The 24797-nt window shown below is 68.6% G+C and carries 25 protein-coding genes and 3 pseudogenes; 9 read left to right on the forward strand and 19 right to left on the reverse strand.

Translation table 11 applies throughout. The features are described from left to right. The first annotated feature begins 85 nt into the window (after positions 1-85). A complete protein-coding gene (locus tag ACWDGI_RS25270; protein WP_450762561.1) occupies positions 86-214 on the forward strand; it encodes a hypothetical protein in 129 nt (42 codons plus the stop codon). Between the two features lie 148 nt (positions 215-362). Here ACWDGI_RS25270 and ACWDGI_RS25275 read toward each other — a convergent pair whose 3' ends face one another. Next, a complete protein-coding gene (locus ACWDGI_RS25275) occupies positions 363-2564 on the reverse strand; it encodes a trypsin-like serine protease (RefSeq protein WP_450762563.1) in 2202 nt (733 codons plus the stop codon). A gap of 30 nt (positions 2565-2594) precedes the next feature. Then, on the reverse strand, positions 2595-3107 hold the full coding sequence (locus ACWDGI_RS25280; RefSeq protein ID WP_450762565.1) for a hypothetical protein: 513 nt from the start codon (positions 3105-3107) through the stop codon (positions 2595-2597). A gap of 447 nt (positions 3108-3554) precedes the next feature. Between ACWDGI_RS25280 and ACWDGI_RS25285 the strand changes: the two genes are divergently transcribed. Together ACWDGI_RS25285 and ACWDGI_RS25290 are read left to right on the forward strand one after the other, a co-directional pair. Further along, complete coding sequence (locus ACWDGI_RS25285) at positions 3555-7016, forward strand: ALF repeat-containing protein (RefSeq protein ID WP_450762567.1); 3462 nt, start codon at positions 3555-3557, stop codon at positions 7014-7016. An 8-nt stretch (positions 7017-7024) separates the two neighbouring features. Continuing rightward, positions 7025-7408: a hypothetical protein gene (locus ACWDGI_RS25290; protein ID WP_450762569.1), complete on the forward strand. Its 384-nt coding sequence runs from the start codon at positions 7025-7027 to the stop codon at positions 7406-7408. 268 nt (positions 7409-7676) lie between these two features. Here the strand turns inward: ACWDGI_RS25290 and ACWDGI_RS25295 are convergent. The 3 genes and pseudogenes from ACWDGI_RS25295 to ACWDGI_RS25305 all read right to left on the reverse strand — a co-directional run. Continuing rightward, a pseudogene (locus ACWDGI_RS25295) lies at positions 7677-7901 on the reverse strand (IS110 family transposase); the annotation flags it as partial. A 322-nt stretch (positions 7902-8223) separates the two neighbouring features. Continuing rightward, positions 8224-9234 carry an aldo/keto reductase gene (locus tag ACWDGI_RS25300; RefSeq protein WP_450762571.1) on the reverse strand — a complete coding sequence of 337 codons (1011 nt, stop codon included), beginning with the start codon at positions 9232-9234 and terminating at the stop codon, positions 8224-8226. Between the two features lie 298 nt (positions 9235-9532). Continuing rightward, complete coding sequence (locus ACWDGI_RS25305; RefSeq protein WP_450762573.1) at positions 9533-10069, reverse strand: hypothetical protein; 537 nt, start codon at positions 10067-10069, stop codon at positions 9533-9535. A 224-nt stretch (positions 10070-10293) separates the two neighbouring features. Between ACWDGI_RS25305 and ACWDGI_RS25310 the strand changes: the two are divergent. Beyond that, positions 10294-10431, forward strand: a pseudogene (locus tag ACWDGI_RS25310) (site-specific integrase); the annotation flags it as partial. Between the two features lie 329 nt (positions 10432-10760). Further along, positions 10761-11049 (forward strand): annotated as a pseudogene (locus tag ACWDGI_RS25315) (endonuclease/exonuclease/phosphatase family protein); the annotation flags it as partial. Positions 11050-11321: 272 nt separating this feature from the next. Here ACWDGI_RS25315 and ACWDGI_RS25320 read toward each other — a convergent pair. From ACWDGI_RS25320 to ACWDGI_RS25340, 5 genes are all read right to left on the reverse strand, one after another. Then, positions 11322-11867, reverse strand: a complete 546-nt coding sequence (locus ACWDGI_RS25320; RefSeq protein WP_450762575.1) for a hypothetical protein — start codon at positions 11865-11867, stop codon at positions 11322-11324. Continuing rightward, complete coding sequence (locus tag ACWDGI_RS25325) at positions 11867-12550, reverse strand: polymorphic toxin-type HINT domain-containing protein (protein WP_450762627.1); 684 nt, start codon at positions 12548-12550, stop codon at positions 11867-11869. The genes ACWDGI_RS25320 and ACWDGI_RS25325 overlap by 1 nt, the downstream gene beginning before the upstream one ends. A 5-nt stretch (positions 12551-12555) precedes the next feature. Next, the gene (locus ACWDGI_RS25330) at positions 12556-12843 is read right to left on the reverse strand and encodes a hypothetical protein (protein ID WP_450762577.1); all 288 of its coding nucleotides are present in this window, start codon (positions 12841-12843) and stop codon (positions 12556-12558) included. Continuing rightward, positions 12827-13435 carry a recombinase RecT gene (locus ACWDGI_RS25335; protein WP_450762579.1) on the reverse strand — a complete coding sequence of 203 codons (609 nt, stop codon included), beginning with the start codon at positions 13433-13435 and terminating at the stop codon, positions 12827-12829. Before ACWDGI_RS25335 ends, ACWDGI_RS25330 begins: the two co-directional genes overlap by 17 nt. Positions 13436-13756: 321 nt before the next feature. Then, complete coding sequence (locus tag ACWDGI_RS25340) at positions 13757-13882, reverse strand: hypothetical protein (RefSeq protein ID WP_450762581.1); 126 nt, start codon at positions 13880-13882, stop codon at positions 13757-13759. Positions 13883-14382: 500 nt separating this feature from the next. Here ACWDGI_RS25340 and ACWDGI_RS25345 point away from each other — a divergent pair, with 500 nt between their 5' ends. After that, a complete protein-coding gene (locus ACWDGI_RS25345) occupies positions 14383-14571 on the forward strand; it encodes a hypothetical protein (protein WP_450762583.1) in 189 nt (62 codons plus the stop codon). 60 nt (positions 14572-14631) lie between these two features. On the opposite strand, the gene ACWDGI_RS25350 is transcribed toward ACWDGI_RS25345, so the two are convergent. Next, positions 14632-15282 (reverse strand): hypothetical protein, encoded by a 651-nt coding sequence (locus ACWDGI_RS25350; RefSeq protein WP_450762585.1) that lies wholly within the window; start codon positions 15280-15282, stop codon positions 14632-14634. A 331-nt stretch (positions 15283-15613) separates the two neighbouring features. On the opposite strand from ACWDGI_RS25350, the gene ACWDGI_RS25355 reads away from it, so the two are divergent. Next, a complete protein-coding gene (locus ACWDGI_RS25355) occupies positions 15614-16570 on the forward strand; it encodes a hypothetical protein (protein ID WP_450762587.1) in 957 nt (318 codons plus the stop codon). A gap of 164 nt (positions 16571-16734) precedes the next feature. After that, on the forward strand, positions 16735-16920 hold the full coding sequence (locus tag ACWDGI_RS25360) for a hypothetical protein (RefSeq protein WP_450762589.1): 186 nt from the start codon (positions 16735-16737) through the stop codon (positions 16918-16920). Positions 16921-17088: 168 nt separating this feature from the next. On the opposite strand, the gene ACWDGI_RS25365 is transcribed toward ACWDGI_RS25360, so the two are convergent. Together ACWDGI_RS25365 and ACWDGI_RS25370 are read right to left on the reverse strand one after the other, a co-directional pair. Then, complete coding sequence (locus ACWDGI_RS25365; protein WP_450762591.1) at positions 17089-17334, reverse strand: hypothetical protein; 246 nt, start codon at positions 17332-17334, stop codon at positions 17089-17091. Positions 17335-17390: 56 nt separating this feature from the next. Continuing rightward, positions 17391-18632 carry a peptidoglycan-binding protein gene (locus tag ACWDGI_RS25370; protein WP_450762593.1) on the reverse strand — a complete coding sequence of 414 codons (1242 nt, stop codon included), beginning with the start codon at positions 18630-18632 and terminating at the stop codon, positions 17391-17393. A 239-nt stretch (positions 18633-18871) separates the two neighbouring features. Here ACWDGI_RS25370 and ACWDGI_RS25375 point away from each other — a divergent pair, with 239 nt between their 5' ends. Next, positions 18872-19699: a hypothetical protein gene (locus ACWDGI_RS25375; protein ID WP_450762595.1), complete on the forward strand. Its 828-nt coding sequence runs from the start codon at positions 18872-18874 to the stop codon at positions 19697-19699. A gap of 5 nt (positions 19700-19704) precedes the next feature. Here the strand turns inward: ACWDGI_RS25375 and ACWDGI_RS25380 are convergent, their stop codons facing one another. The 6 genes from ACWDGI_RS25380 to ACWDGI_RS25405 form a co-directional block, all read right to left on the reverse strand. Then, positions 19705-20145 (reverse strand): hypothetical protein, encoded by a 441-nt coding sequence (locus ACWDGI_RS25380; protein ID WP_450762597.1) that lies wholly within the window; start codon positions 20143-20145, stop codon positions 19705-19707. 7 nt (positions 20146-20152) lie between these two features. Then, positions 20153-21259 carry a hypothetical protein gene (locus tag ACWDGI_RS25385; RefSeq protein WP_450762599.1) on the reverse strand — a complete coding sequence of 369 codons (1107 nt, stop codon included), beginning with the start codon at positions 21257-21259 and terminating at the stop codon, positions 20153-20155. Between the two features lie 16 nt (positions 21260-21275). Beyond that, the gene (locus tag ACWDGI_RS25390) at positions 21276-22022 is read right to left on the reverse strand and encodes a hypothetical protein (protein ID WP_450762601.1); all 747 of its coding nucleotides are present in this window, start codon (positions 22020-22022) and stop codon (positions 21276-21278) included. Positions 22023-22035: 13 nt separating this feature from the next. Then, complete coding sequence (haaA, locus tag ACWDGI_RS25395) at positions 22036-22227, reverse strand: HaaA family cyclophane-containing RiPP peptide (RefSeq protein ID WP_450762603.1); 192 nt, start codon at positions 22225-22227, stop codon at positions 22036-22038. Between the two features lie 130 nt (positions 22228-22357). After that, positions 22358-23836, reverse strand: coding sequence for a tetratricopeptide repeat protein (locus ACWDGI_RS25400; RefSeq protein ID WP_450762605.1), 1479 nt, complete (start codon positions 23834-23836; stop codon positions 22358-22360). A gap of 83 nt (positions 23837-23919) precedes the next feature. Further along, positions 23920-24693 carry an NB-ARC domain-containing protein gene (locus ACWDGI_RS25405; RefSeq protein ID WP_450762607.1) on the reverse strand — a complete coding sequence of 258 codons (774 nt, stop codon included), beginning with the start codon at positions 24691-24693 and terminating at the stop codon, positions 23920-23922. Positions 24694-24797: the final 104 nt, after the last annotated feature.

Below are 24797 nucleotides of genomic sequence, written 5' to 3' on the forward strand. Positions count from 1 at the left end.
GGTGGGTCCGCGTTCGCCGGTACGAACCCGAAGGGAAGCCGGATCAGCGAACACCGGTACGGAGGCCCTCATCAAGCCCGGCACCGTGATGTTCACCAGCGCCGTCATGAACCGTGCCGTCGTCGACGGAATCAAGAACCGTGCCGTCGTCGACGGAATCAAGAACCGTGCCGTCGTCGACGGAATCAAGCAGGCGCCGGCACGGACGGGTTGACGCGGAGCGCGCAGATGTGGGGGAGTCAGCCCCCGGGGACGCCCGGGCGGTGGTCACCACGGCGACGAACTCGGCGGGATCTCCCCGCTCACGCGGCACAGGCGTGAACGGGGAGATCGTACGACCGGTCGTCGTGCGGGTCAGCAGGTCACCGGACGGCCGATCCGAAGGCCTTGCCGCCGGACGGGATGCCGCCCGTGCCCGGCCGGAGCACCGAGACGGCCCCGTCCGCGTCGGCGTTCGTGGTGTACGAAGTGACGTTGTTCCACGGCACCTCGTAGACCGCGCCGCCGGCCTGCGGGCCGTTCGGCATACCGACGTAGACGTGCGTCGGCGACAGGGCGATCGCCTGGCCCATGTGCTGGTTCGCGCCCGGTGTGCCCGGCACCTTGTTGTAGCCGGCGTACAGGACGTCGTTGTGGTCGCCGGAGGCGGTCAGCAGGGAGAAGGTCTGCACGGAGCCCGCGCCGGCCGCGGTGCCCTCGGACTCGCCCGGAACGCCGACCGCGAGCTGCGCGTCGGCCCAGGACGGCGAGGCCTTGCCGGGGGCGAGGTTGATGGCGGCGACGGTCTCGCCGAAGCGGTCGCCGGTCTCGATCCCGTCGGCCACGTTCGGCTGGTCCTGGTGGATGACCTTCAGCTGTGACCAATCGCTCTTGGCCGGGAAGTCGATCGTGTAGACGACGCCCGCGTTGGCCACGTTCGTCGTGCCGTTGGTCGCGACGACCGACTCACCCGGGGAACCCACAGCGATGATCGAGTCGTCGTCCGTGCCCTTCGGGATGATCGCGACGGACTGGCCGAACGCGTCGTCCTTCTCCGCGCTGCCGGCGATCTTGTCGCTGTCCTGGTCCAGGCTCGCGCGCAGGATCGGCCTGAGGTTCGGGCCCAGGTTGTGGGTCAGGACGGCGACGCCGCCCGCGCCGGGCTTGCCGTTGATGTCCTCGCCCGGCATACCGACGACGATGTTGGTCATGTCCGCCGCCACCGAGGTGCCCACCTTGTCCCCGGCCTCCGGGGAGCCGGGCAGGCTGCCGCGGCCGGGCAGGCCGCCGGCCCGGGAGAGGAAGACGTTGGTGCCGCCGTGCACGTACACCACGGAGCCCGCGTCGGCGACGGAGCCGACGTCCTCGCCCGGGTCGCCGATCACGATGTACGGCTCGTTGTCGCGGGTGATCCCGGCGGCGAGGGCGTAACCGAGCAGGTCGCCCTTCTCCTTCCCGGCCTCCTTCAGGTCGCCGTTGCCCTCGCCCTGCGCGTAGGTGTCGGAGGCGGGCCCCTTGCCCAGGCCGGCCGGGGAGCCGTAGACGACGGTGACCATGCCCACGTCCGCGATGGAGCCGGCGTCCTCGTACGGGCTGGAGACGACGAGGTCGGTGTAGCCGTCCTTGTTGTAGTCGACGGTGGCCAGGGCGTAGCCGAAGCGATCGCCCGCCTCCGCGTCGCCGGGCACGAAGTCCGTGCCCTGGTCGATCTGGGTGGTGCCCTTGCCGCCGCCGTAGACGACGTGGACGGCACCGGCCTCGGCGTTCCCGCCGACGGTGGCCTTGGGGTCACCCACGGCGGTGTCCTCGACGCCGTCGCCGTTGAAGTCGGCGAACGGGGCCGACTCGACGGTGGACTTGACCCAGGCGGCGATGTCATCGGTGCGGGTGACGACGGCGTTGGTGGAGGTCTGTGCCGCGTCGGTGCCGAAGCAGCCGCCCTGGTCGGAGCGGGAGGCGATGCCGAGCAGGCCGGCGGAGGTGAACACGGGCGCGCCCGAGTCGCCGGCGCAGATCGCGGCGCCGGAGGCGCCGTGAACGGCGAAGTCGGCGGTGTTGACCTGGTCGACCTGGAACGTCTCGCCGTGGAGCTTCAGTGGCACCCACTCGTCCTTGGTGCGGCCGTAGCCGGTGACCGACACGGCCGCGTCCTTGGCGGGCGCGGCGGTGGCGATGCCGGGGAGGCCGATGTCGGCGACGGGCGCGGAGAGCCGGGCCAGGACCAGGTCGCGGTCGTCGCGCGGGACGAGCTGCACCACTTCGCGGACGGTGCCGGTGGTGGTGGTCAGGTCTGTGCGTCCGATGGTCGCCGTGGTCTTCAGCTTCGGTGCCCCGGCGGGGATCTTGATGGACGCGGCCGGGTTGTCGGCGAAGCAGGACGCGGCGGTGGCGACCCACTGGGGGGCGATCAGGACCCCGGAGCACGCCTTGGTGCCGTTGCCGATGTCGAGGCGGGCGGTGAAGGCGTGGCTGGTGTCTGTCTCGGGCTTGCCGGACACGGCATGCGCGGAGAGGGCCGGTGCGCCGATGACGGCGGCGGCCATGAGGGCTGCGAGCGCGGTGGATCGCTTGCCGGTTGTGGTCATGGTGGTGTGGTCGTCTTCCCCGTGTGTCGGCTACTTGCTCATGCGGATCTCGACCAGGACGAAGTCACGCCCGTCCGGGTCGGCGGCCTCACCGGCTGCTTTCCACTCGCCCTTGCCGACGTCGATGCTCTGCGTGGCCCCGTCGGTGGTGAGCTTCACGGCCGCCTCGTGGTCGGCCTCGCCCTTCACTCCGTAGACGGAGGGGATTTCGAGGCTGAGGTAGCCGGAGGGGCCGGTGGCGCGGAAGCAGATCTTCTCGCTCTTGCGGGAGTAGACCTCCATCAGACCGGTGCCGGAGGCGCAGTCGGCGAGCGTGATGTGGCCGTCGCCGCGCTTGAGGGTGATGCCCTTCTGCGCCTTGATGGTGTCGGCGCCCGGGTAGTTGAAGTCCTCGGCCAGGTAACCGGGCGCGCCATCGACGACCGTGGCCGTACGGTCGGCGGAGGCGTGGTGGGAGGTGCTGAAGGTCGACGCGAAGGCGACCGCGCCGACGCAGGCCGCGGCGACCGCACCGGTGGCGATGATCCGCCGTGCGAGATTCACTCATGTCCCCCTGTGTGAGAGTCCCTTGTATTCCCTTGCGGAAAGGGAGGGTTGAAGTCCGTGAAACGCCTGAGGAATGCCGGGAGGGCATCCGGCGTGTGACCGTGGGTCAGACGGCCACATGGGACGGTGCATTGAAACAGGCGTGCGGGTCGGGCGCTACTGGTTTGACCGATGAATCTCACATGAATGCGGACATATGGGTCGTGTGGCGTTTCTCATCGCTTCCGCGCAGCTGAGTACTGGTCAATTCACACAGGAATCCCATAAGTTCACCCCTGCAACAACATCATCTGTTGATACGTGCGGCAGCACCGCCGTGTTCGCGAGGGCCCGACCAGCCCGTTCCGCAGCGGCACGGACCCGCACAGGTTCAGCCGACGACACCCGGCGGCCCGCCCCTGACCAGGGCGCCACCGCCACCGGGTGCATATCCATGGGGGATTCTTGGACACCACGTACTGGAGCAGGCGCCGACTTCTCACCGTCGCCGGCGCGGCCACCGCGGCCACCGCGGTCTCTCTCGCGGCACCCTCCCGAGCTCTGGCCGCCGCCACCGCCGCCACCGCCACCGCCACGGGGTCCGCGGACCTGCCGAGGCTCCCGCAACTCCCGGACACCGCCCGCGCGAAGGTCGTCACCGCGTGGAAGATCGGCGGACGGTCCGTCAAGAGCGCGGCAACCCAGGCACTGACCGGCTCTGCCGCCGACGTCGACCGCTTCCTGGCCGAGGGTCTGGCGAGCGCCACCGCCGAGGACAACCGCTTCGCCCTCCTCAAGGCGCTGCCCGCCACCGGCAAGGGCACCGCCCGCGACGCCGCCGCCGCGCTCACGGCCGGCGACGACGCCGTCGCCGCCTTCCTGTCCGGCGGCTTCAAGACCGCCGAGCTGGAAGACCTCAGGGTCACCACCCTGACCATCCTGAACAGCGGTGGCACGGGCGTGAAGCGCGAGGCGCAGAAGGCCCTCGACACCGGCACCGACGACGCCCTGACCGACTTCCTGCTGAACACCCAGATCACCGCCCGGCGCGAGGACGAGCAGGCCGAGGTCTTCACCATCCTCGCCACCGCCTCCCCGGAGGTGAAGAAGTACGCCCAGCGCGCCCTGGACGACGGCAGCCCCTCCGCGATCCACTGGTTCCTGAACACCGGTCAGTACATCGCGCGCGCCCGGGACCGGGAGACCGCCACCATCGAGCAGCTGGTGGCGATCGTGGAACGCGAGGGCAAGCGGGCCCAGCTCACCTCCGACCGGGCCGTCGCCGCTTCCGCCAAGGCGAAGGAGGCCGCCGCCAAGGCGAAGGAAGCGGCCGAGAAGGCCGCCGCCGAGGCCGCCGCGGCCCGCGACGACGTCGCCAAGTCCGGCCAGGCGGCCCGCAAGGCCGCGTCCGCCGCGCAGGGCGCCGCCGCCGCGTCCCGCACCGCCATCCAGGCGTCCGCTGCCGCGCACTCCGCCGCCCGCCGAGCCTCGTACGCCGCCACCGCGGCCGCCCAGGCCGCGGCGACCGCCGGACGGGCCGCGTCCGCCGCCTACTCCGCCGCCCTCGACGCGGCACAGGACGCTTCCAAGGCCAAGGCCGCCCGCCTGGCCGCCGACGGGGCGAACAAGGCGGCGGCCCAGGCCCGTACGGCCGCCAAAGCCGCCGATGCGGCGGCGACCGCGTCCAACCAGGCGGCGGCGGCCGGTTCCGCCGCCGCCGGCGCCGCCCGCGACTCCGCCGCCGCGGCCCAGGCCGCCGCCACCGCCGCGGCGGCCTCGGGCGCCGCCCAGTCCGAGGCCGCCGCGGCCCAGGCCGCAGCCGCCGAGGCCGATGCCCAGGCGGCCCGCGCCACCCGTGCCGCGAACACCGCGCAATCCCTGGCCAGCACCGCCGCGCAGGCCGCTGCCGCCGCCCGCGACGCGGCCAACTCCGCCGCCACCCACGCCGAGAACGCGGCGAAAGCGGCCAAGGCCGCGGCGGACGGCGCCGTCAAGGCGGCCGAGTTCGCCGCCACGGCCACCAAGTGGGCGAGCGAGTCGGTCACGGCCGCCGAGGCCGCGGTGAAGGCCGTCCAGGACGCCCAGGCCGTCGAGAAGGCCGCCCGCGATTCCGAGGCGCAGAAGCTGACCGAGGACACCGAGCAGTCCCTCGCCGAGGCCCGGGAGATGGCCCGAGCGGAGGCGGAGGACCGGGAGAAGGCCCGCAACGCCACCACCCAGTCCGATGCCCTGGACAGCGCGAGCAAGGACCTCATCGCCAAGGCCGAGAAGGCCTACGCCGCCGGGGACACCGCCCAGGCCGTCTCCGTAGGCCGCCAGGCCGCGATGAACCTGATCTCCACCACGATCGGCACCTGGAGCCGGGACGCCGCCGACCACGCCCTGGCCGGAGTCGACGAGGATGTCCTGGCCTGGGTCGCCGCCGACCGGCAGATCGCGCAGAACCAGGACGACCGCGAAACGGTCCTGGCCGTGGCGAAGGTGTCCACCGAGCTCGTCGCGAACGCCGCCCAGGCGGCGCTGGATGCCACCGACGCGGGCGCCGTGGGCACCTTCCTGACCTCCGGGATCAAGGCGGCCGCCGCGGAGGACAACCGTGTCGCCGTCCTGAAGATCCTCAACGGCAACCCCGGCAAGGCGGTCTCGGCGTCGGCGCAGGCCGCGCTCAACGACGGCTCGCCCCAGGCCCTGCACGGTTTCTTCACCACGTACGCCGACAACGTCAAGCAGGACGACGAGGTCGCCGCTTTCACCATCCTCAACACGGCCGGCCCTTACACCAAGGCGGCCGCCCAGGTGGCCCTTGAGGGCCCGACGTGGATGCGCCGAGACTTCGTCACCACCGTGTGCCACCGCACGGCGCAGCTCGACTACGACGCCGCCACGCACATCGCGGCCATCCGGGCCTCCATCGCACGCGCCGCGAAGATCGCCCAGGACGCGCAGAAGGACGCCTACACGGCGTCGAAGGCCGCGGCCGACGCGCGCAAGGCGTCGACGGAGGCGGCGAAGTGGGCGGACAAGGCGAACGCGTCCGCCGCCAAGGCCAACGACTACGCCAAGGAGGCCGACGCCAACGCGGACGCCGCCGAACAGTCCGCAAAGGACGCACAGGCGTCCGCGGACAAGGCGAAGGCCGCCGCCGCGTCCGCGCGCACCGCGGCACGGCAGGCGAACTACTCGGCGAACCAGGCCGTGGCGTCCGCCGCTGCCGCCGTGGCGTCCGCAAGCCAGGCGCAGGCGGCGGCGAACGCGGCACGCGCCTCCGCCGCCGCGGCAGGCAAGGACGCCGTGGCCGCCGCCAAGGCCGCCACCGAGGCCCGCGCGACGGAGGTTGCGAAGCGTCGGCAGGAGCTCGCCGAGGCCGCGCGCAAGGCAGCGGAGACGGCGAAGCAGAACAAGCAGAACGGCGTCGACCCCTCCGACAGCAGCGGCAACGACAAGGTCGACAGCCCCGACGGCTGGGGCAGCAAGAAGGACTGGCAGAACGTCGCGCAGGCACTGAACGCCATCAGTGCCGTCTCCGGAACCGTCGCCGCGTTCAGCCTGCTCATCCCGCCGCCCGCCGGTGAGGCGATCTCCGGTGTGGCCGGCACCATCTCGTGGGTCACCGGCATCGGCTCGGCCGTCATCACCGCATTCACCGACGGCATCGATTCCGACGCCTTCTACAGCTCCGTCGCGGGCCTGGCGGTCGGCGCCCTCACCGGCGGCTTCGCCCTCGGCAAGATCAAGGTCCCGGGCCTGTCCCACGCCATCGAGTGGGGTTCGGAGGGCTTGAAGAGCGGTGTGCTGGCCGCCAGCCGGATCGGCCATGAGATGGTGGGCCCGGCGGTCACGTACGCAACCACGTCGTGGCACGCGGCCGGTGACGCCGTGTCGGACGTCGGGGACGCCATTTCCGACGGCTGGGACTCACTCTTCTAGGACTGCCCATGTTCCTGTCGCTGTCCACCAGCGTCTGGATCCTCATCGCGGTGGGGGCGACGATCGTCAACCTCGCCGCGATGCAGTGGATCATCCAGATTCCGAAATACAAGAAGAAGCAGTTCTGGATGCCGGTCATCGGCGTCCTCGGTCTGGGCGTGCGTGGCCTGGCTCAGCACAACGCGCTGTCCCAGACCCTCTATCTCTACGCGGCGGTCATGGTCATGTTCCCGCTCATGCTGGCCCCCGTGCGCGGCACGATCACCCGGGACTACTACCGGTGGGTCGAGGACCCGACGACGAAGGCCAGCACGGGCGCGGTGGCATGGATCGCCATCTCGGCGACGGTCATGATGACCGTGACCGGCGCCGTCTACGCGGCCGGCGTGTAGACGCCGTCCGACCCGCCAGGACGCGCTGGGCGTCCATTCGCCCAGCCAGTCCGCGACCTCATGGTCGGCGTCCTGGGTGTTGGTCGCCCGGGGCCGGCCACCGCGTACGAGACCGGCTCCGGCACCGGTCTCGTACGCGGCGAACCCGCGGCGGAGAGCTCTGAGGTTCACCATTCGCTCCCGGGGATGCGTTCGCCCCGGCTGACCGCGATACGGAGTACGTCTCCCACGGATTCCGACACCCTGGTGAGCGCCAGGCGCACTGCTTCTCGATCCTCGCGGCGAGGAGTCTCCGCTGGTCGAAGACTGCTTGAACCGAGCCGGCGAGGCTGGGGACGATCAGGGCGGCCGCGTCCGTGCCGGGGGCAACGACGGTTTGTTCGTCGAGTGCGGTGAAGATGTCCTCGGCCAGTCGCTCGGCCATCTGCGGAGCCTTCGGGCGTATCAGGTTGACCAGCCGACGCCGTCCGGCCTTCCCATGCAGGGCCAAAGGGCCCCTCGGAGATCAACTCCGAGGGGCCGCGCTGACACTCCGTGCCTGGTCAGGCATGGTGTCCCCGGCAGGATTCGAACCTGCGACACCCGCTTTAGGAGTTTTCTCTGGGCGGGTCCGTGACCTGCGGAAACGTCGACTGCAGGGTGCCTGGCATGGGTAAACACCCCTCCGCTTTCCGTGCAGGCCAGGGTGAAGTTGAAGCCGCGGCTGTACCAGGAGGGCAGCGCGCGGGTCGTACAGTTGCGCGCGACCGCCCGCAAGCACCGCCGGGCCGACCACAGGGCTGTGAAGCCGAGGCCAAGGACTCGTCGAAGGCGAACTACCGGGAGCCCGCCACAGGCCGCGACTTGTAGAAGGACTCCTCCAGGTAGGCGGCCTCGTGCGGCTGGTAGGGCTCCTCCAAGTAGGCGGCCTCTTCTTCGTCGAGTTCGACGTCCACCGCGGCGACCGCGTCGGCCAGCTGGGCCGGCTTGGTGACCCCGACGATGGGCGAGGTCACCGCCGGGTTGCGCATGACCCAGGCCAGGGCGACCTGGGCCGCGGACAGACCCCGCTTGCCCGCGATCTCGTGGACACGCTCGGCCACCGCCTGGTCTCCGTCGCGGTAGAGAATCTTGCCGCCCTCGTCGGTCTCGGCACGCGCCGTGGCGGTGTCCCGGGCCCGCGTCAGCCTGCCCCGCGCCAGCGGGCTCCACGGGATCACGCCGACGCCCTGGTCGGCACAGAGCGGGAGCATCTCCCGCTCTGCTTCTCGGTGAATGAGGTTGTAGTGGTCCTGCATCGACACGAACCGGGTCCAGCCGTTCAGGTCAGCCAGGTACAGGGCCTTGGCGAACTGCCAGGCGTACATGGAAGAGGCTCCGATGTAGCGGACCTTCCCGGACTTGACCGCGTAGTGCAGGGCCTCGAGGGTCTCCTCGATAGGGGTGTCGTAGTCCCAGCGGTGGATCTGGTACAGGTCGATGTAGTCGGTCCCCAGTCGCTTCAGGGACGCGTCGAGCTCGGCGAAGATCGCCTTGCGGGACAGCCCGGCGCCGTTCGGGCCGGGGCGCATCCGCATCCAGACCTTGGTGGAGAGAACAACCTCCTCGCGCCGCGTGAAGTCCTTGACCGCCTGGCCGACGATCTCCTCGCTGCTTCCGGCGCTGTACCCATTGGCCGTGTCGAGGAAGTTGACGCCGCTCTCAAGGGCCTGCTTGATGATGTCCCGGCTGGCGTCCGCACCCAGCGACCAGGGCTCGCCGCCCCGGTCCGGCTCGCCGAAGCTCATGCAGCCGAGGGCGATGGCGGAGACTTCCAGTCCGGTGGTTCCGAGTTTGATGCATCGCATGCTTCCGAACCTAGGACTTGAAGTGCGTTCTAACGCAAATACGTCTCGGTCCGGAATTCGGAGGCGTGGGGCATGTGCGCCCTGTCAGGTTTCGACCGCTTCGGCCAGACGTACCAGAGAATCCAGTGGTAGCGAGTAACAAACTGTCAATTCTCGGCCGAGCGCGTGGGGCACTACTCAGCCCCCGACGGCAAACCGCCCTCGCGGGCCGTTTTTCGTGCGGTTATGAAAGCTTCTCTCCATGGTTCTACCAGCCAATGCCGTTTGCTGGGCGGGACGGCCCGATCCCGGTGAACGGTCACAGGCGGGCGAAACCCTGGCTGACGAGCGCGCGCAGTTCGTGGGCGGACTGCGGCGCCAGACGGTATATCCCGTGCACACTCGCCGCTCTGCGCAGCTCTCCGTCCACGACGTGCTTGATCTGCCGTTCGCTGCGCCGCGACCTGTAGGTGAGCCGGGCCAGCAGATTCCCGGGAACCGGCAGGCCGAAGTTGAGCGGAGTGCCGGGCGGGCCGAGGAGGACCTCACTGACGCAGCTGGTCTTCAGCAACCGCCATCGGATCAGCCGGACGTAGTCCTCCATGGCCAGGTGCTCACCGACAGTGTCGTAGTCCACCAGGCGTCCGACCTCCATGCCTCCGAGCACCCACAACTGCTTGCGGAACACGCGTATCGGATAGATGGCATCCCCCGGCTTGACCCCCGCTCGCGCGAAGCTGGGCAGGGAGTGATGCGGCCCGCCGAAGAGCACGCTCAATCGTTCACCCTCGAAGCCGTCGGCGACGAGCGCCTTGCAGAGGTCGTTGGTCCACAGGGTGGTGTACGCGTCAGCCATGGCTGGAAGTTATTCGATCCCACTGACATCACCATGCTTTTCCAGTGCCGCAAGGGCGCATCAGCATCCCAAGGTGTCTTCGTGGCCGGGCAGAATGGGGCGCCCAAGAACGACCGTGGAGGCAGACGTGACGGTGTATCTGGCTGAGGCTGATCCGCGATGGACTGAGCACTCTGGCGAACCGGGGCACCACGGTGCCCCGGAATGGGGCCCGGAGGACTTGGACCGCGCCGCGGTGTGCCCCACGGGTCATCATGAAGATCCTCGGACACGGCCAGATCAGCATCACGATGGACGTGTACACACATGTCGTGCACAACCCCCAGCGGGAGGCGATCAGCCACATGGGCCGGCTGCTCAAACCCGTCGGCCCGCCGCCTGACAGACTGTGGGCGAGTCATCGCATAGTTTGGGGCGGGATGCTCATAGGTCTGGTGCTACTGCTCGTGCTGGCCATCAGCTGGTGTGTGCTCGGGGTGCACGCGCTGCTACTCGGACGCATGCCTGGCCGACGCCTCTCCCGGCTGGTGCGACAGCCCCGACTGTGGGGTACCGGCGCCCTGCTCATGGTGCTGAGCTGGAATGTCAACTCCCCGTCGCTACTCGCGGTCGGCCTTGGGTTCGTAGCCTTGGGACACCTCATGAAGCCCGAGCGTTGATCGGCCTACGGCCGCAGAGAGGCGAGCGCGGTGCGCTGGGCGAGGCCATCTCCCGCGAGCCGCTGAATCGGAAGGTGCTGCTCGGTGATCTGAACGGCACGATGAACGACCGTTCCCCCCAACGGCGTCACCTCCCAGATGCGCTCCACACAGGGCGCGGCGGTTAGCGGCTTCGGCTGGCCGGCCTCGTTCCCGATGGCACGGATCGACCAGATCATGGTCCAGGGCATCGAGCCGGTGAGCTCGTGGACGCTGCCGAAGACCGGGAGTGATCACCTGCCGGTCGCCGCACGTGTGGACATCGGCACATCCGGGTCCTGAACCGCTCACCGATTCACGGATTTGCGTGCAGGAAACCCCGCCAGGGGCTGCCTGGCGGGGTTCGACCTCATCGATCTGTCGCATCCGTGCAGCGTCGCCGCCTCTTTCATGGCCGGTCCAAGGCCACCCGAAGCGGTCACGTCCGGGTGCAGGTCTTTCCGGTGGGTATCCATGATCGATTCCGACCTTACCCGGACCGCCGAATGAAAACGACTCGATACGCGCCCCAACCCCACCGGCGGCGTCATCCGATGGGGTGGCTTACTACTCGCTCATGGAAGCGACGGCAGAATTCTCTCCCACTCTTGCAAGCGGGGGTCAAGTTCTTCCCCAAAGGCTAGCCTGGCGATCGCAAGGCCCGGCGAGACCAGATTCTTGGCCATGCGTAGAGCTCGAATCTGAGAGATGTCGCGACTACGCCAATCGGCCGACATGATGCTGGCTTCTTCGGCTGACATCGGGAGTTCCGGGAGCAGGAGTTCGATGAGCAGATCCGGGTTGAGGAGATCAACTCTGGTGTTCGGCGGAGTCTTCTGGAGCAGGGCCAGTGAGAGATTCATGCGGCGAATCAAACTCTCACGGTAATCGATTGCGCCCGAGGCGATAGCGCTGTCGAGCGTATATCCAAATGCCGACGAGCACATGTTCCAGTACTCCGTCGACAGGTCGTCGAAGCCCTGCGTGAGGCGCATGGTCAGCAACTCGACAACACCGAGCCACTGGCCGGCCGCCAGATCGGACTGAGCGGGAGCGTGCGATGTCAGGACTTCGGCGAGCGACTGCAGGTCGAGCGCCGTCAGGTCATCGAAACCGTTCATCAGAAGTGAACTCCCGCTGCTGTGAACGCTTCTTTGCCGATCTTGAGACTCTCGCTCGACGGCAGGAAGTGTCCACTGTGGTTGTTGATGTCCAATCCAAAGTAGCCGTCCTTCGCTGAGCCTGCGATGTCAGCCTCACCAGCCGCGCGAACAGGAGCCCCTCCGGTCAGAACCGAATGTGAGATCTCCTTGCCCTGGACGAACTTCGGGATGATTACGAGACTCCCGTCTTCCCGGACTGCCCATTTGATCGTCCCCAAGCTGATTGCGGCGTCAAAAGCCGCAGACCCGACGGTGGCAGGCTTCACGCCCAGATTCTCCGCGAGCGCCAGTTCCTGACCGAGAGTTCCCGGCATGGTGTTGGGGAAAAGACAAATACCGCTGTTGTGCACCAACACAGCCGTGGTACCCGCCAGCACGTAGTACGTGTGGAGGCTGTCAACGGTGAGATTGTAGGCCGGGTGGAGCTGATGGTAGCGATGGACGCGGACCACCGTGACGGTCTCGCCGTTGTTGGTGCGCAGGGTCTGGCCAGGCTCGAGGTCACCGGCGTCGATCCAGCGGTGGGCACTGGGTGACCAGAAGGGGTGGTGCCGTGTGGCGGTGATCCGTGCTTTGCCGACGCTGATTGTGATGTCGACGAAGTCGGTATCGTTCGGTGTGTAGATGGTACGAGTGACGATGTGGCCTAGTCGGCGGTCCGTGCGATCTCCTGACGGGCCAGCTCCAGCGGCGTCAACTGCTCCGCGCCCTCCGCCTCACCAGCCTCACCCGCCTCGGCGGCCTGTTGAGGAGCGGATTCGCCGGGAGGGTCGACGACTTCGGCTTCCACGACTTTCTGCTGCGGTCCCTCCGGTTCCGGTTCCGGGTCGCTGGTCGTCGGCCGTCGTGCGTCGCCAGCGGGCTGCTCGGCGGTGCTGCGCAGGTGTGCGGCCGCGACCTCGACGCGTTCTCGGGACTCAGCGGCGTCCGCCACGTGCATCTCCTCGTCCACGTGCAGCCCGGACAGGTCGGCGGGGCAGGCGCGGCCGCAGCGCGAGCGCCTCGGCCACCTTGCTCAGCTGGCTGGCGGGCATCTGCGGCCACAGGCCGCCGAGTTTGTACTCCTGGGCCTCGTAGTCCCACACCTTCGGCGCGTACTCACGCCAGTGCGCGACCGCAGGAAAACGGGAGTCTCCTCGCCACAGCACCGCCCGGCAGGCCGCCGGGGGCTCGTCACGCAGCCACACGGTGTGCTCGCCACCGTCGGCGTCGTACCAGACGAAGTCCTCGTACGCGATGGACTGTCCGGCCCGGTCGGCCGCCCGGCGCGCGATCAGCCGGTACCCGTCGATACCGGTCTGGATGGTCCAGCGGATCTCGCCACGCGACTTGCGTTTGATCATGTAGATCTGCCGGCCGAACGGGTCGAGCCCGGACGCCTTGCAGTAGTGGAAGAAGATCCCCAGCTGCGCCGGAGCGGCCTCGGCCAGATCCGGGAACGCCGCGCGCAGCGCGCGCAACTGCTGGTCCTCGAACGCCCCCTGGTCCTCGCGGATCGCGAGCCAGGTGACCGGAACGTCGGCCACATCCCCTCCTGTCAACGAATTCCCCAATCGGTCTGACATCTGTCTCCACGTATGCGGAGATCAAATGGCATTGATAAAACTTTATTCCACTGAAACTTTCACCGTCAATGGTTCCTCATCGCTGTTGACGGGGGTTGCGCGCAGACGACGGAGCTCGAGCGCGTCCGCCCATTCCGGGTGCTCGCGGCACAACAAGCGTGCGTAGCGGGACGTGAACACGTTGTTCAACGGGAGGGGTGCGCCACCGGCCGAATCTCGCAACGACCAGCGAAGCAGCTCGAACAGCGCCTTGATGCTGATGCGCCCGCCGCCGCCATCGACTCACTCGGCCATGAGCCCTTCGAGCGCCTCGAACAGCCAAGGGTGCGAGGAGTGAAAGGCGTCGAAGCGCTCGTCGATCGACGGGTGTGGCCGCCGGACCGCCCTCTCGCCTTCCGTCACCTCCAAGGGGAGCTCCTCTTGGCGATACACAACTCACCTCCGCGTGTTGGAGTTACTGTCTCCACGGATGCTGAGGTCAGACTGTAGAGGGTGATCGCGGAGGCGGCCAGAGCGGGACCGTCGCCACACTGTGTGGGGACGCCCCGATCGGCGGCCACCGCGTGGCACGTAACGGCCCTGGGGCAATGGCTGGTTAGCGATGGCGCACCACGGGCCAGCTGGGGCATGGTGGGAGCGAGCGGCACGATTCGGTGCCGTATGGACCCGTCAGGGGGATGCGGCCGCAGGAGGTGATGGACATGTCCACCATGTCCCGCCTGCGCATTCACTGCTACGACCCCGAGATCTAGCCGGGGCCAACCGCGGACGCACTCCTGCGCGGAGTCGGCAGTACCGACCCTGCCGCGCCCTGCCGGTCGCTTCGTACGACCGGCCTCACGTCTCCGTTGGCTTCCCGGCTCTCCGGAAGTTGTCCTGACAGCTCTGGCCTGCCATCGGAGGTTCCCATGACGACGGTCCCTGCTCTCCTCATACAACTCGCCGCTGGAACGCCCGGGTTCCTGCTCGCGGCGGTCGTCGTACTCGCGACGACGTTCCTGGCCGCCCTCGCCCTGGCCATACGCGGTACGCCACCCGAGGAACGCGCGGCAGTCCTACGCGCGTTCGCGCACACGCTGCCCGTACGCCGCAAGTAGCGCTGCCTTGTGGGGGACGCGCCGCACATGTCCCCCAAAGGGCGCCGCACCAGACAGGGTCTACCGCTTGGCGCGCACCGACACCGTCAGCCCCGCCTTCCAGATCTCCTCGATGAAGGCGGTGACCTCTTCGATGCCGGCCTGGCCCGGCTTGTAGGAGCGGGTCGGGGGAAGCTCCGGGAGTGGTGGCTTGGGCGTCGCGCTCTTCTGCCGGCCACGCGGCTTGAGCCCTTCGCGTTCGCCGGCGCGGACCCGCTCGACGGCATCCGGGAGGACGGTGCGGCCGCGGGCTTCGGCGTCCGCCAGGATCGTGTCCAGCAGCCACAGCGGTGAGCCCGAGACGACGGCGTCCTCAACGGCCAGGCTGTTCCGCGTGCGCCACTGGTAGATGTCGCCGTACTTCTTGCCGAAGATCCAGGGGATCTCCTTCAGCCCGACGATCGGTGGGAGGTCGTCCACGTCATCGACGACGAACCATCCGCGCCGCTCCGCCTTGAACTGCTTCAGCCGCTGCGGATCAACCTCGCGCACCCCGCCCTCGGCCATGCTCAGAACGGTCGGCAGGAACCAGCACGGGTTTCCGGAGACGACGAAGTCCGGCTCGGGCAGTACCTCGCGCGTGCGCCACAGCTGCGAGGTCTGGCGCTCCACGCCATAGAGGAACGAGATCTCCCCGTGCCCGAGCAGATAGGGAAACTTGCTCGTCGTCACGATGTCCTCCCGGCCACCGGCCACTATGGAAATGACTTGATGCCTCAAGCATAGACGTCGTGGTTGTTGTGCCCGACCGCTGGCCGGGGCCGGCGGTCGAGAGGGGCCCGTTGGGGGCGGGGGTGGGATCGAGGAGCCGTTGTGAGGCCCAACACGCCGATGTGTTCGAATCGGTGGACTGTGGCGGACTGATTGCATAAGTTGACCCCCGATTGGCTGATGCCGTCGGCGCCTGACCAGCGCCGGATGACGGGCGGCCAGAGTCTACGTAGGGGGAAACAACTTGAGAAGGAATGCTGTCCGCCGTGCCACACGGGGCGGCGTCATAGCCGTGCTCGCAGCCGCAGTCATGGCCAGTACTGCTGCTGGCGCACTCGCCGCCGACGGTTCAAAGGCGACGGGCACGACTGAGGATCCGCAGATCGTGAGCTCGTCCCAGTACGCCGAGGAAGGTGGCACGGATCCTCAGTCCATGGCGCCCGTGGGCGAAGTCGCCCCTGCCCAAGGCGCCAGCGTGCAGAAGCTCACTGACCTGCTGACCAGTACGACCGGGCTGGAAGTCTTCCAGGCGCCCGGCGTGGAGGAGTACGAAGAGATCGGTCAGACGCTCACGTTCAGTCTCGGGGACGGGAACTACGAACACCCGCTCAACGTCACCCGTCTGACCGTCCACGGGGACGTACCGTCGTCGGTCCTCTCAGCTGAAGGCGACAAGACGAACACGACGACGCTGCACAACGGGAGTCAACTGCTGACCGCTGTGGGCAAAGAGGGCACCAGGGTGACCACCCTGTCCAAGGCGGGCGAGCTGACGATGTGGGAGGCCCCGGCCACTGCCGCGCCGAACACCTACAACACAGAGACCCTCGTGCGTTGGGCCACGGCCGTCGACGAGCAGGAAATCAAAGCCTCGAGCTCTCCCCTCCTCGCCGCCCGGGCCAAGCCGCACTGCCAGCTCACCCAGAGCAAGCAGCCGTACCGGCACGGGGGCGACCTGATGATCCAGGCTGACGCTGCGATGCTCTGCGACCAGAAGGGAAAGGGAAACTTCGCTGCTTCACTGCGTCAGTACCAGGGGCTCGGGATCTGGAAGACCAAGGACGTCAGGGGCTACACGAACGAGCAGGGCACGAACTTCCCCGTCATCCTGCGTTTCGAGTGCTCACGGCTCACCACGAGCGGTTGGAGGTACCGCAGCAACATAGGCAATGCGACGCTGCGCAACAGCAACGGTTACTGGGGTGACCACAACGTCTTCTCTCAGACGGCCACCATCCACTGCGCGTAGAGGTCGCCTCCAGCCACTGTCTGCCCTCAGGTGATGCCCCGGTGGCGGCTCGCAGCCGCTGTGTCGAACCTGATCGAGCGGCGTACGTTTGGAGACATAGATACTGCGCACGCCAACTCTTCGAATGATCTGCCGACCAAACGCAAGCCATGAATGGGGAACGGGTGGACAACGAGCGACGCCGTCCTGATTCAGCGGACATCGGCATGGCCGGATGCGGATGGCTCCTGATCGTGGCCGTCATCGCCATGCCCGGACTCATCCTGAACGACGGTCCGCTGACGGTGTACCTGGTCGTTGTCGGCGGGATAATCGGGTTCTTGTGGGCGCGCAAGAGACTGCGCGACTGAAGGGCTCCCCTTCGTGTCAACGAAGCGCGGCCACGCGAAACAGCAGACTGCTGACCGAGCCGCCCTGGGCAAGCCGGAAGTTCCGGCTTTTCGGGGCGGCTCGTTCCGTCCGTCACCTTGAGTCGCGGCATCGGGCGGCTCCACGGTCGGACATCACATAGATCACGGTCATTCCCCGAGGCTCTGCACCAGCACGATGACGGCCGACGCCACGGCCGCGAGTACGGCGACGGTCGGCAGGGGCCAGCGGGATCTCTCAAGGGAGTTGACCCGCTCCTGGAGGTCGGCGATCTCCTCGTCCGTCTGGTCCGAGCGCTGCACGAGCAGGGCGAGTTGGCCGTCGATGCGGGACAGTCCCACCTCCAGAGCGCGGCGCAACTCGGCCAGCGCCAAAGCGATTTCTCCCTCCGGCATGCGGAGACTCCTTGCTGATCGGGCGGTGGATGGACGCGTCGGAGGGCCGGGTCGGCTCAGGAAGCGGGGTCGCGCTTGAACGGGAGCCATGAGGCTGTGCCGTGCTGGCCGAGGAGGGTTCCTGCGGTGCTCTTCAGCGCGGACAGCGCGGCCGGCATGGTGGACACCGCCGCCGCACCGAGCGCTGAGAGGTCGACGAGGGCCGTGGTCCTGGACGCGATGAGCAGGCCGAGGAGGGACTCGGCGTACGTCATCACCGTGCGCTCGGCCGTGTCCGCGAGGCTCTGCGGAAGCGTGATCGTCTTCTTCTCCGTCTCGTCCTCGGCGCTCTGCGGGTTCGGGACGTGGAGCTTGTCCCAGCTGGTCCTGCCGGGGATACCGTCTGTGTCCGTACCGCTGAAGCCGCGCTTGAGCTGCCAGGCGGCGTACGAGCGCCGGTGCGCGGCGTTCCAGGTGCTGCCCGGCTCGGAGGGGTAGGCGTTGCAGCCCTCGGCGACCAGGCGTTTGCCCATCGCGGCGATCAGTGGAGAGTCGCGGCCGGCGCCGAAGTAATCGGCTCCCTGAAAGGGCACGTACGCGGAGTCGGACTGCTCGTCGTTCTTCGGCTTCGAGGCGGACTGCACCTTTTTGGTGGCATCCGACTCCTTGTCCGCGCTGTCCTTCGACTTCGTGGACGACGAGGATGACGATGACGAATTCCCGCTACCCGCGAGGTGCTTGGCGACGCGGGCGCGGGACTTGGCCATGTCGATCCCGTGCGGGTCGATCTTGCCGGGCTGCCACTCCTTATGGCCGATGACGCTGTGCTCGTTCCAGCCGTGCGCCTTGCACACCGCGGCCGCCGCGCGGGCCATCGCGTCGAGCTGGGCGGAGGGCCATGCCTGTCCGGTGCCGGTGTTGATGCACTCGAAACCGTAGAAGTGGCGGTTGCCGTCAGTGTCGGCCTCGTTGTCGGACGGGAGGTTCACCTTCTCGGCGATGACGGCGAGCAGGACGTCGGTGTCGCCCATGCCGGCGTGGTTGGTGCGGCCGTAGCCGACGAGGTGGATGGTGCCGGAGCGGTCGATGACGCCGTGGCAAAGGGGGCCGGGGAGGTCGTTGTAGCCGGTACGGCACAGCTCCACCATGTCGTCCTCGGAGGAGTACGCGCCGGTGTGGTGGATCATCACCCCGTTCACCGGGCCCCAGTTGCCGTGCTGGTTGCGGTTGTGGGTGCGCCAGCCGCCGTGTTCGACGACGCCGAGACCCGCGTTCTTGAGGACGGACATGAACTTGTCCGCGGTCAGCGGAGTGGCCACCCTCGCCTCGCCTTCACCCGGTGCCCGCAAGGGCGGTTGGCCATGCCCGGGTTATCCGGGCCGGTCCCTCGGAGCGGTCCCTGAGGACACGGTGCAGGTGGAGGGTCACGCTGTCGGGGCGAAGTCTATTGCCCAGAGTCACCAAGCCAAGCGCTGGTAGGAGTCCGCTGCAGGTCCGATTCAACTGCTCGTGCTTGTACATCAGTTCAGCGGGGAGTCGACCCTTGACGGGGCCCCACATGGCTGTTGAAACGCGTGTGACCTCTGGAATGCTGACCGACATGAGCGGGGGAGATTCAGGAGAGCACGACAGCGGAGTTCGTTGGCCGCGGCGGCGTGTCGTCGCGATGGTGATGACGTGCGCCGGGATCGGGGCTGCTGTCGTCCATGTCATCGTTCCCAGTCTGAAGATTGACAGCGTCACGGTGGTGCTGCTCGCGGTGGCGGTGGTGCCGTGGCTTGGTGACCTGTTTCGCAGCATTGAATTGCCAGGCGGCGCCCGGTTCGAGTTCAGGGACTTCGAGCGTCGTCTTGAGGCGGCCGAGCGTACAGCGGACGCTGCTCTCGTCGGCGGCGGCCCCGATGCCCGGACCGCGGACGACACTGCGGCCTGGGAGGTGGTCGAAGCGCTGGCCGCCGAATACACGTCTGTCCGGCGCGAGTTGAGCAGCGGGGCGCCGAGGACACACCGCATGGATCAGATCTTCACCCGGATGGTGCGGGCAACGCAGCTTGTCCGCGGTTTCGATGCGGATGCCCTGCTCACCTCCCAGGATGCCGGGCTGCGCTTGGCCACATATGCACGCCTTTACGCGATGCCCGACGCGGCTGGCCTGGGTGCGTTGGTCAACGCCGTGGTCAGTGAGCCGCTTGCCTTCAGCCAGTACTGGGGGTTCCGGGCGGTCGGGAAGGTTGTGCAGGACATGGGGGTGGACCGGGTCCCGTTGGGGGTGGTTCACAGCTTGGAGGACTGTCGTGGAGGGATTCCCAGCAACAGCGACCGAGTCGAGGCGCTCGAATCGGTACTCGCGTTGCTCCGTGACCGCTCACGAGGCTCCGGTCGCTGAGTGCGTCACGCGTTCTCCGGGGCGTCGAGGCGGCAGGTGACGCCGTCGAGGCTGAGCAGGCCGGCCTTGGCCGAGGCGCCGTAGGACAGGCGGAGCAGGATCCGGCCATCGGGGTGGATCTCCAGATGCGGGACTCGGCGTTCGGTGTCGGAGGCGATGGCCACGCGGCGCAGGGCCGCGGGGCGGTAGTCGTCCGGGAGCAGGGCCAAGGCCGCTTGGTCGCGGATCTTCTGGCCGGGGACGCTGATCTGGCCGCTGAGTTCCAGGGTGTTCTGCTCGGTCAGGCGCATCTGCGGGGCGGTCTCGGCTTCCAAGACGGTGGTGTCACCGGTGAGCGGGAGGTCCCGCCACGCTGGCGGGTCGACGCGTCGAGTGCGCTCCAGCGCGGGGACCCGGCGGGCCAGCCCGGCAAGTTGCTTGGCGAGTTTGCTGATGGTGTCCGGCACGGCGTTGCTACTCCTCCGCTTCGGCGTCGTCGGCGTCTTCGGGCTTAGCGGTGCGCTCCAGCGTGAGCGTGATCCGCTCGGCTTCCTCGCCGTCGCGTGGGCGCAGGGTCCAGCCGGTGATGCGGTGCCAGCCCTCGTACTCGAGGTGCTGTTCGTGGAGGCGTACGAGGACGTCGTCGCCGATCGCCCAGGAGCCGAACGGGGCGGCGGGATGGTCGCGGACGTCGAGTTCCGTCAGGTCGGTGAGGGCTTGGCGGGCCAGCCGCTCCTTGTGGGCGCGCTGCTCGAGCTTGGTGGCGTCCTTCTCGCTGGTCTCCAGCAGGTGTTCCAGGCGCAGGCGGCCGTTGCGGACCGTGTCGACGACGTGGAGGCGTTTGCTGCCCGAGCCGGAGCCGAGGACGACGACGGTCTGTGCATAGGAGTCGGCGTCCCGGACGGCCTGCGGGGTGTTGGCGATGTTGATGCCCGAGGTGAAGGTGATGTCCTCGCGGCGGCGGCCGAGGCGGGGCGCGCCGAGGCGGATGCGGTGCTCGGCGGGGCGCCCGGTCCAGGTGACGGTCTCGGTCCATTCCGGGCCATCGTCCAGGTCGGCCATCGCGTCGATGACCTCGCCGAGGTTGCGGGCGTCGGTCTTCGGCAGGCTGTAGGGGGACTTCGAGGTGCCGGTGGTCGTCTCGGACTTCGTGTCGTCCACGACGACGTCGAGGTTGCCGTCCGGCTGTGCCTGTGCGTACTCCCAGACGTCGCGGATGATCTGGCAGGGGTCGGCGTCGATGTAGGGGCCGCGGCCGTCGAGGTTGCCGTGGAGGTCGTAGCGACGGTGGGGATAGGAGCCGAAGCCGGCCGCCTCGATCGGGTACGTCGGGCCCTGCGGCTCGGCTCGCCAGACGATGCCGCCCCAGGCCAGCTTCCCGTTGCGTTCGACGTAGAGGAGGGTGTTGCCGGGGGCGAGGAGCTCGGCTGCGGCGTGGGCGGGTCCGGGTTCGAGGGTCGCGTTCAGGCTGCCGGGGCCGTTGAGTTCGGGGCCGCACTCGACTCCGGTCAGCGGCAGGTTCCAGTCCAGGATTTCGCCGGTCAGGGCGTTCGCGGCGATGTAGCGGTAGTCGGGCATCATCCTCGGGGCCCCGTCCTCACTCTGGGTTCTCGGCGAAGTCGACGGTCGCGACGATCGCCGTGCCCTCGGCGACGTACAGATCGCCGTTGCCGGACTTCGTGCTCTGGTTCGTCTGCACCGTGAGGCGTTGGACGGTGCCGCGCAGGGCGGAGGTGAGGGGGTAGGCGTGGGCGAGGGTGGTGAGTACGCGGTGGATGGCGCTCTGGTTGTCCTCGATCACCGTTGCCTTACCGGCGGTGCCGGCCAGCTGGGTTCGGAGTTCGGCCCAGATGCTGCCGCCCTCGATACGCAGTCCGGCCAGCGTGACCGTGACCGTCGTGCGTGTCGCCCAGGCCGGGATGTCCACGTCCCAGGCCGCCTCGGTGGGCCAGGTCTGCCAGGTGCCGCGTTCGCTGGGCAGATGCTGCGTGGTGCTGGGGTGGGCGGTGCTCCCGTTGGTCTGAAGCTCGAAGCGCACATCCGTGCCGGCGGGAATCCCGTCGCGAACGGCGCCCAGCAGGTCGGCCATGTGTCGGATCCCGGCGAGCATCGGTTCCCCGCCGTGCAGCACGACGTGCACGGCCGACAGGCCGTGCTCCGTTGCGTGTTCACCGATCCGTCGGGCCGCGGCTCCCGCCACGTCCAGACTCATCCGGGCGGGCAGGTGGTGCGCCGCCTGGTCCTTGGAGTTGAAGACGAAGCAGTAGTCGCAGTCGATGTTGCAGCGGTTGGCGACCTTAAGGATGAATGTCCGGAAGGGCGCGGTGACTTCGAGCTTCGTCATCGAGCGAGCGCGCTCACAGGGGCCAGGGCCAGATCAGCGAGGCCGCGTGGCTACCGTCGCCGACGCGGTTCGAGGTGGCCTGCTCGGCCACCCGCCGCTGCTGGACACGGGCGGCGACGCGGTCCAGTACCACGTTACCCCGAGGAGTCCCCTGACCGGCGGAAGACGTGGCGTGCGGCGCGGGAACCGACGTGCGTGACGGCATTCAACGCTCCTCGTGATGGACGTGCCAGGGACCGGCACGGTGCGACGGCGGTGGTTGAAGCAACAATCAGCTCGTAACGTAGCAGCCCTGTCACGCACGGCAACACAGGGAATCTTGCCACGTACCTCCTCTATCCCGCCTGCGAGACAAGGAGCCGATCTACGGCGTCGGCCGGCGAGCTCAGGCCGAGCCGTCGGTACACGGTGACCGCCTGGCGCAGCACTCCCTCTGCGCGTTCGGGGCCGTCGGTCGTCCAGTCGCAGCGGCCGATCCCCTCCAAGGCCCGGGCCTCCTCCAGCGGGCAGTGGATGTCCCGGGCCAGTCCCATGGCCTGCTCGAAGCGCCGGCGCGCGTCGGCCAGATCACCGGACGTGCGCAGCAGGGCACCCCAGTGGTTGAACACTTCCGCCTCACCGCTGCGATCGCCGAGCTCGCACAGGATCTCAAGGCTCCGGCGGAACGCCTCGACGGCATTGTCCCGGTCGCCGGCGGCTCCACGGGCAGCACCGAGCTCACCGAGCGAGGTGGCCTCGCCGCCGCGGCTGCCGAGGTCGCGGTACGCCTCAAGCGCTTCCTCCAGCATGCGGATCGCCGTCGCTGTGTCTCCGGACAGGCGGTCCAGCACGCCGAGATGGCGGGTGCTGTTCGCGCGGCCGAAGCGCTCACCAAGTTCGGTGTAGTGCTCCAGTGCCTGGGTGTGGGCGTCCCGGGCGCCGTCGAGATCACCGGTGAGCTGGCGCACGACCCCCAACTCGTTGAGCGCGTACGCCTGGTGGACCCGGTCGTCGAGCTCCTGGTAGATGGCGAAGGCTTCCCGGTGCCGCTGAGCGGCCAGTTGGTACTCGCCCATGAGGCAGTGCACGACCCCCAGGTCCCGTAGGGAGTTGGCCTCCCCGTAGCGGTCGCCGAGCTCGCGGTAGAGCGACAGCGCTTCGGACTGGGCCTCGACGGCCGAGTCGAAGTCGCTGGTCTGGCGGCGCACCATGTCGAGGTCGGCGAGCGCGTTGGCCTGTCCGTGCTGGTAGCCGACCTCCCGGTAGAGGGCGAGAGCCTCGGTCTGGGCGAGGGCGGAGGCGGTGTTGTCCGCGGTCAGGTACCAGACGATGCCCGCCTGGTTGAGGGCGTCGGCCTTGCCACGCCGGTCGCCGACGGCGTCGTACTGCGCCACCGCTTCGCTCAGAGCCTCGCTCGCCTCGGGGTAGGCGGCCATGAAGCGCCGTACGACGCCGAGTTCGGCCAGCGCGCCGGCCAGTGCCCGCTGATCGCCGGTCTGTCGCGCGGCCTCGGCGGCGGTTCGGTGGAGGGCGACATCCTGGTCCCAAGGCCCGGCCTGTCGCAGAAAGGGCGCCATGGCGGCGGCCAGCCGGATCACGAGGTCGTGTAGGGAGAGTCCGTTCGCCCGGTGGATGCAGGCCAGCACGTTGGGCCGCTCGACCTCCAGCCAGCTCAGGGCGTCCGTGCGCGATTCCATGACCGGGGTCTCCACCTGCGCCGCGCCGTCCGGCGGAAGCGGCACGCCCGCACCGCCCCGGACGAGGTGCTCGTTCGCGACGGTCAGAGCGGCCAGGTAGTAGGTGCAAACGCGTTGAACGGCCTGTACGTGGTCCATGCTGTCTCCTTCGTCAGCGAGACCGCGGGCGTAGTCGCGCAGGAGGTCGTGCAGCCGGTAACGGTTGCCGGGGTGTTCGTCGATCAGATGGGCGTCGTAGAGCGCGTCGAACTGCTCGCGGGCGACGCCACCGAGACCGCGCCGAGCACGGCGCCGACGTACACGTCGAGATCCGTACCGGGGTAGAAGCCGAGCCACCGGAAGAAGTGCTGCTGTTCCGGAGGGAGGTCCCGGTAGGAGAGCTCGAACGTCGCAGCGATCGCGCGATCACCGGCGCGCAGTTCGCCCAGCCGGTGCCGGGCCGCCACCAGCCGCTCGCGCAGGTCCTCGGCACTCCAGGAGGGGTGATGCCGCAACCGTGCCGCGAGCAGCGAGACCCCGAGGGGCAGATACCCGCACAGCCGAGCCAGCTCCTCAAGTGCGTCGCGGTCGAGCGCGTCCGCCGGCCGCCCACTGAGCCGTACGAACAGATCGACCGCGTGATCCGGTGGCAGCGCCTCCACAGGCAGCACCACCTCCTCGTGCGCGGCCAGCCGCTTGCGACTGGTCACCAGCACGAGACAGCCGCTCCCACCGGGCAGCAGCGGCTCCAACTGCCGGTAGCTGGGAGCGTTGTCGAGGATGAGCAGCGCCTTCTTGCCCGCGAGCCGGCTGCGCCACATGGCGGCCCGCGCCTCGGTGATCGCCCCCACGTCGTCGCCGACGGGTATCTGCTGCGTCGGTACGCCGGCGGCCGCGAAGAGAGAGGCGAGGGCCTCGGTCGCCTGCACCGGGCTACGGCTCGTGGTGTGCCCGTTCAGGTTCACGAAGAGCTGGCCGTCGGGGAACCGCTCGGCGAGCACGTGGCCGGCGTGCACGGCGAAGGTTGGAGTGACCCCTTGAGGTCCGACACTTCCGTTTTATGCGGCGAGGTGGAGTCGTTGTCTGTAGCGGGTCCTGGCCTGGTGTGGGGTGAGGTAGC

The sequence above is a fragment of the Streptomyces sp. NPDC001220 genome, assembly GCF_053597895.1.

Bases quoted from the DNA above. Each gene is read 5' to 3' on its own strand.
- ACWDGI_RS25275 (WP_450762563.1), bottom strand. From the start codon at position 2,564: ATGACCACAACCGGCAAGCGATCCACCGCGCTCGCAGCCCTCATGGCC.
- ACWDGI_RS25290 (WP_450762569.1), top strand. From the start codon at position 7,025: ATGTTCCTGTCGCTGTCCACCAGCGTCTGGATCCTCATCGCGGTGGGG.
- ACWDGI_RS25300 (WP_450762571.1), bottom strand. From the start codon at position 9,234: ATGCGATGCATCAAACTCGGAACCACCGGACTGGAAGTCTCCGCCATC.
- ACWDGI_RS25305 (WP_450762573.1), bottom strand. From the start codon at position 10,069: ATGGCTGACGCGTACACCACCCTGTGGACCAACGACCTCTGCAAGGCG.
- ACWDGI_RS25320 (WP_450762575.1), bottom strand. From the start codon at position 11,867: ATGAACGGTTTCGATGACCTGACGGCGCTCGACCTGCAGTCGCTCGCC.
- ACWDGI_RS25345 (WP_450762583.1), top strand. From the start codon at position 14,383: ATGACGACGGTCCCTGCTCTCCTCATACAACTCGCCGCTGGAACGCCC.
- ACWDGI_RS25365 (WP_450762591.1), bottom strand. From the start codon at position 17,334: ATGCCGGAGGGAGAAATCGCTTTGGCGCTGGCCGAGTTGCGCCGCGCT.
- ACWDGI_RS25375 (WP_450762595.1), top strand. From the start codon at position 18,872: ATGGCTGTTGAAACGCGTGTGACCTCTGGAATGCTGACCGACATGAGC.
- ACWDGI_RS25385 (WP_450762599.1), bottom strand. From the start codon at position 21,259: ATGATGCCCGACTACCGCTACATCGCCGCGAACGCCCTGACCGGCGAA.
- ACWDGI_RS25390 (WP_450762601.1), bottom strand. From the start codon at position 22,022: ATGACGAAGCTCGAAGTCACCGCGCCCTTCCGGACATTCATCCTTAAG.
- haaA (WP_450762603.1), bottom strand. From the start codon at position 22,227: ATGCCGTCACGCACGTCGGTTCCCGCGCCGCACGCCACGTCTTCCGCC.
- ACWDGI_RS25400 (WP_450762605.1), bottom strand. From the start codon at position 23,836: ATGGACCACGTACAGGCCGTTCAACGCGTTTGCACCTACTACCTGGCC.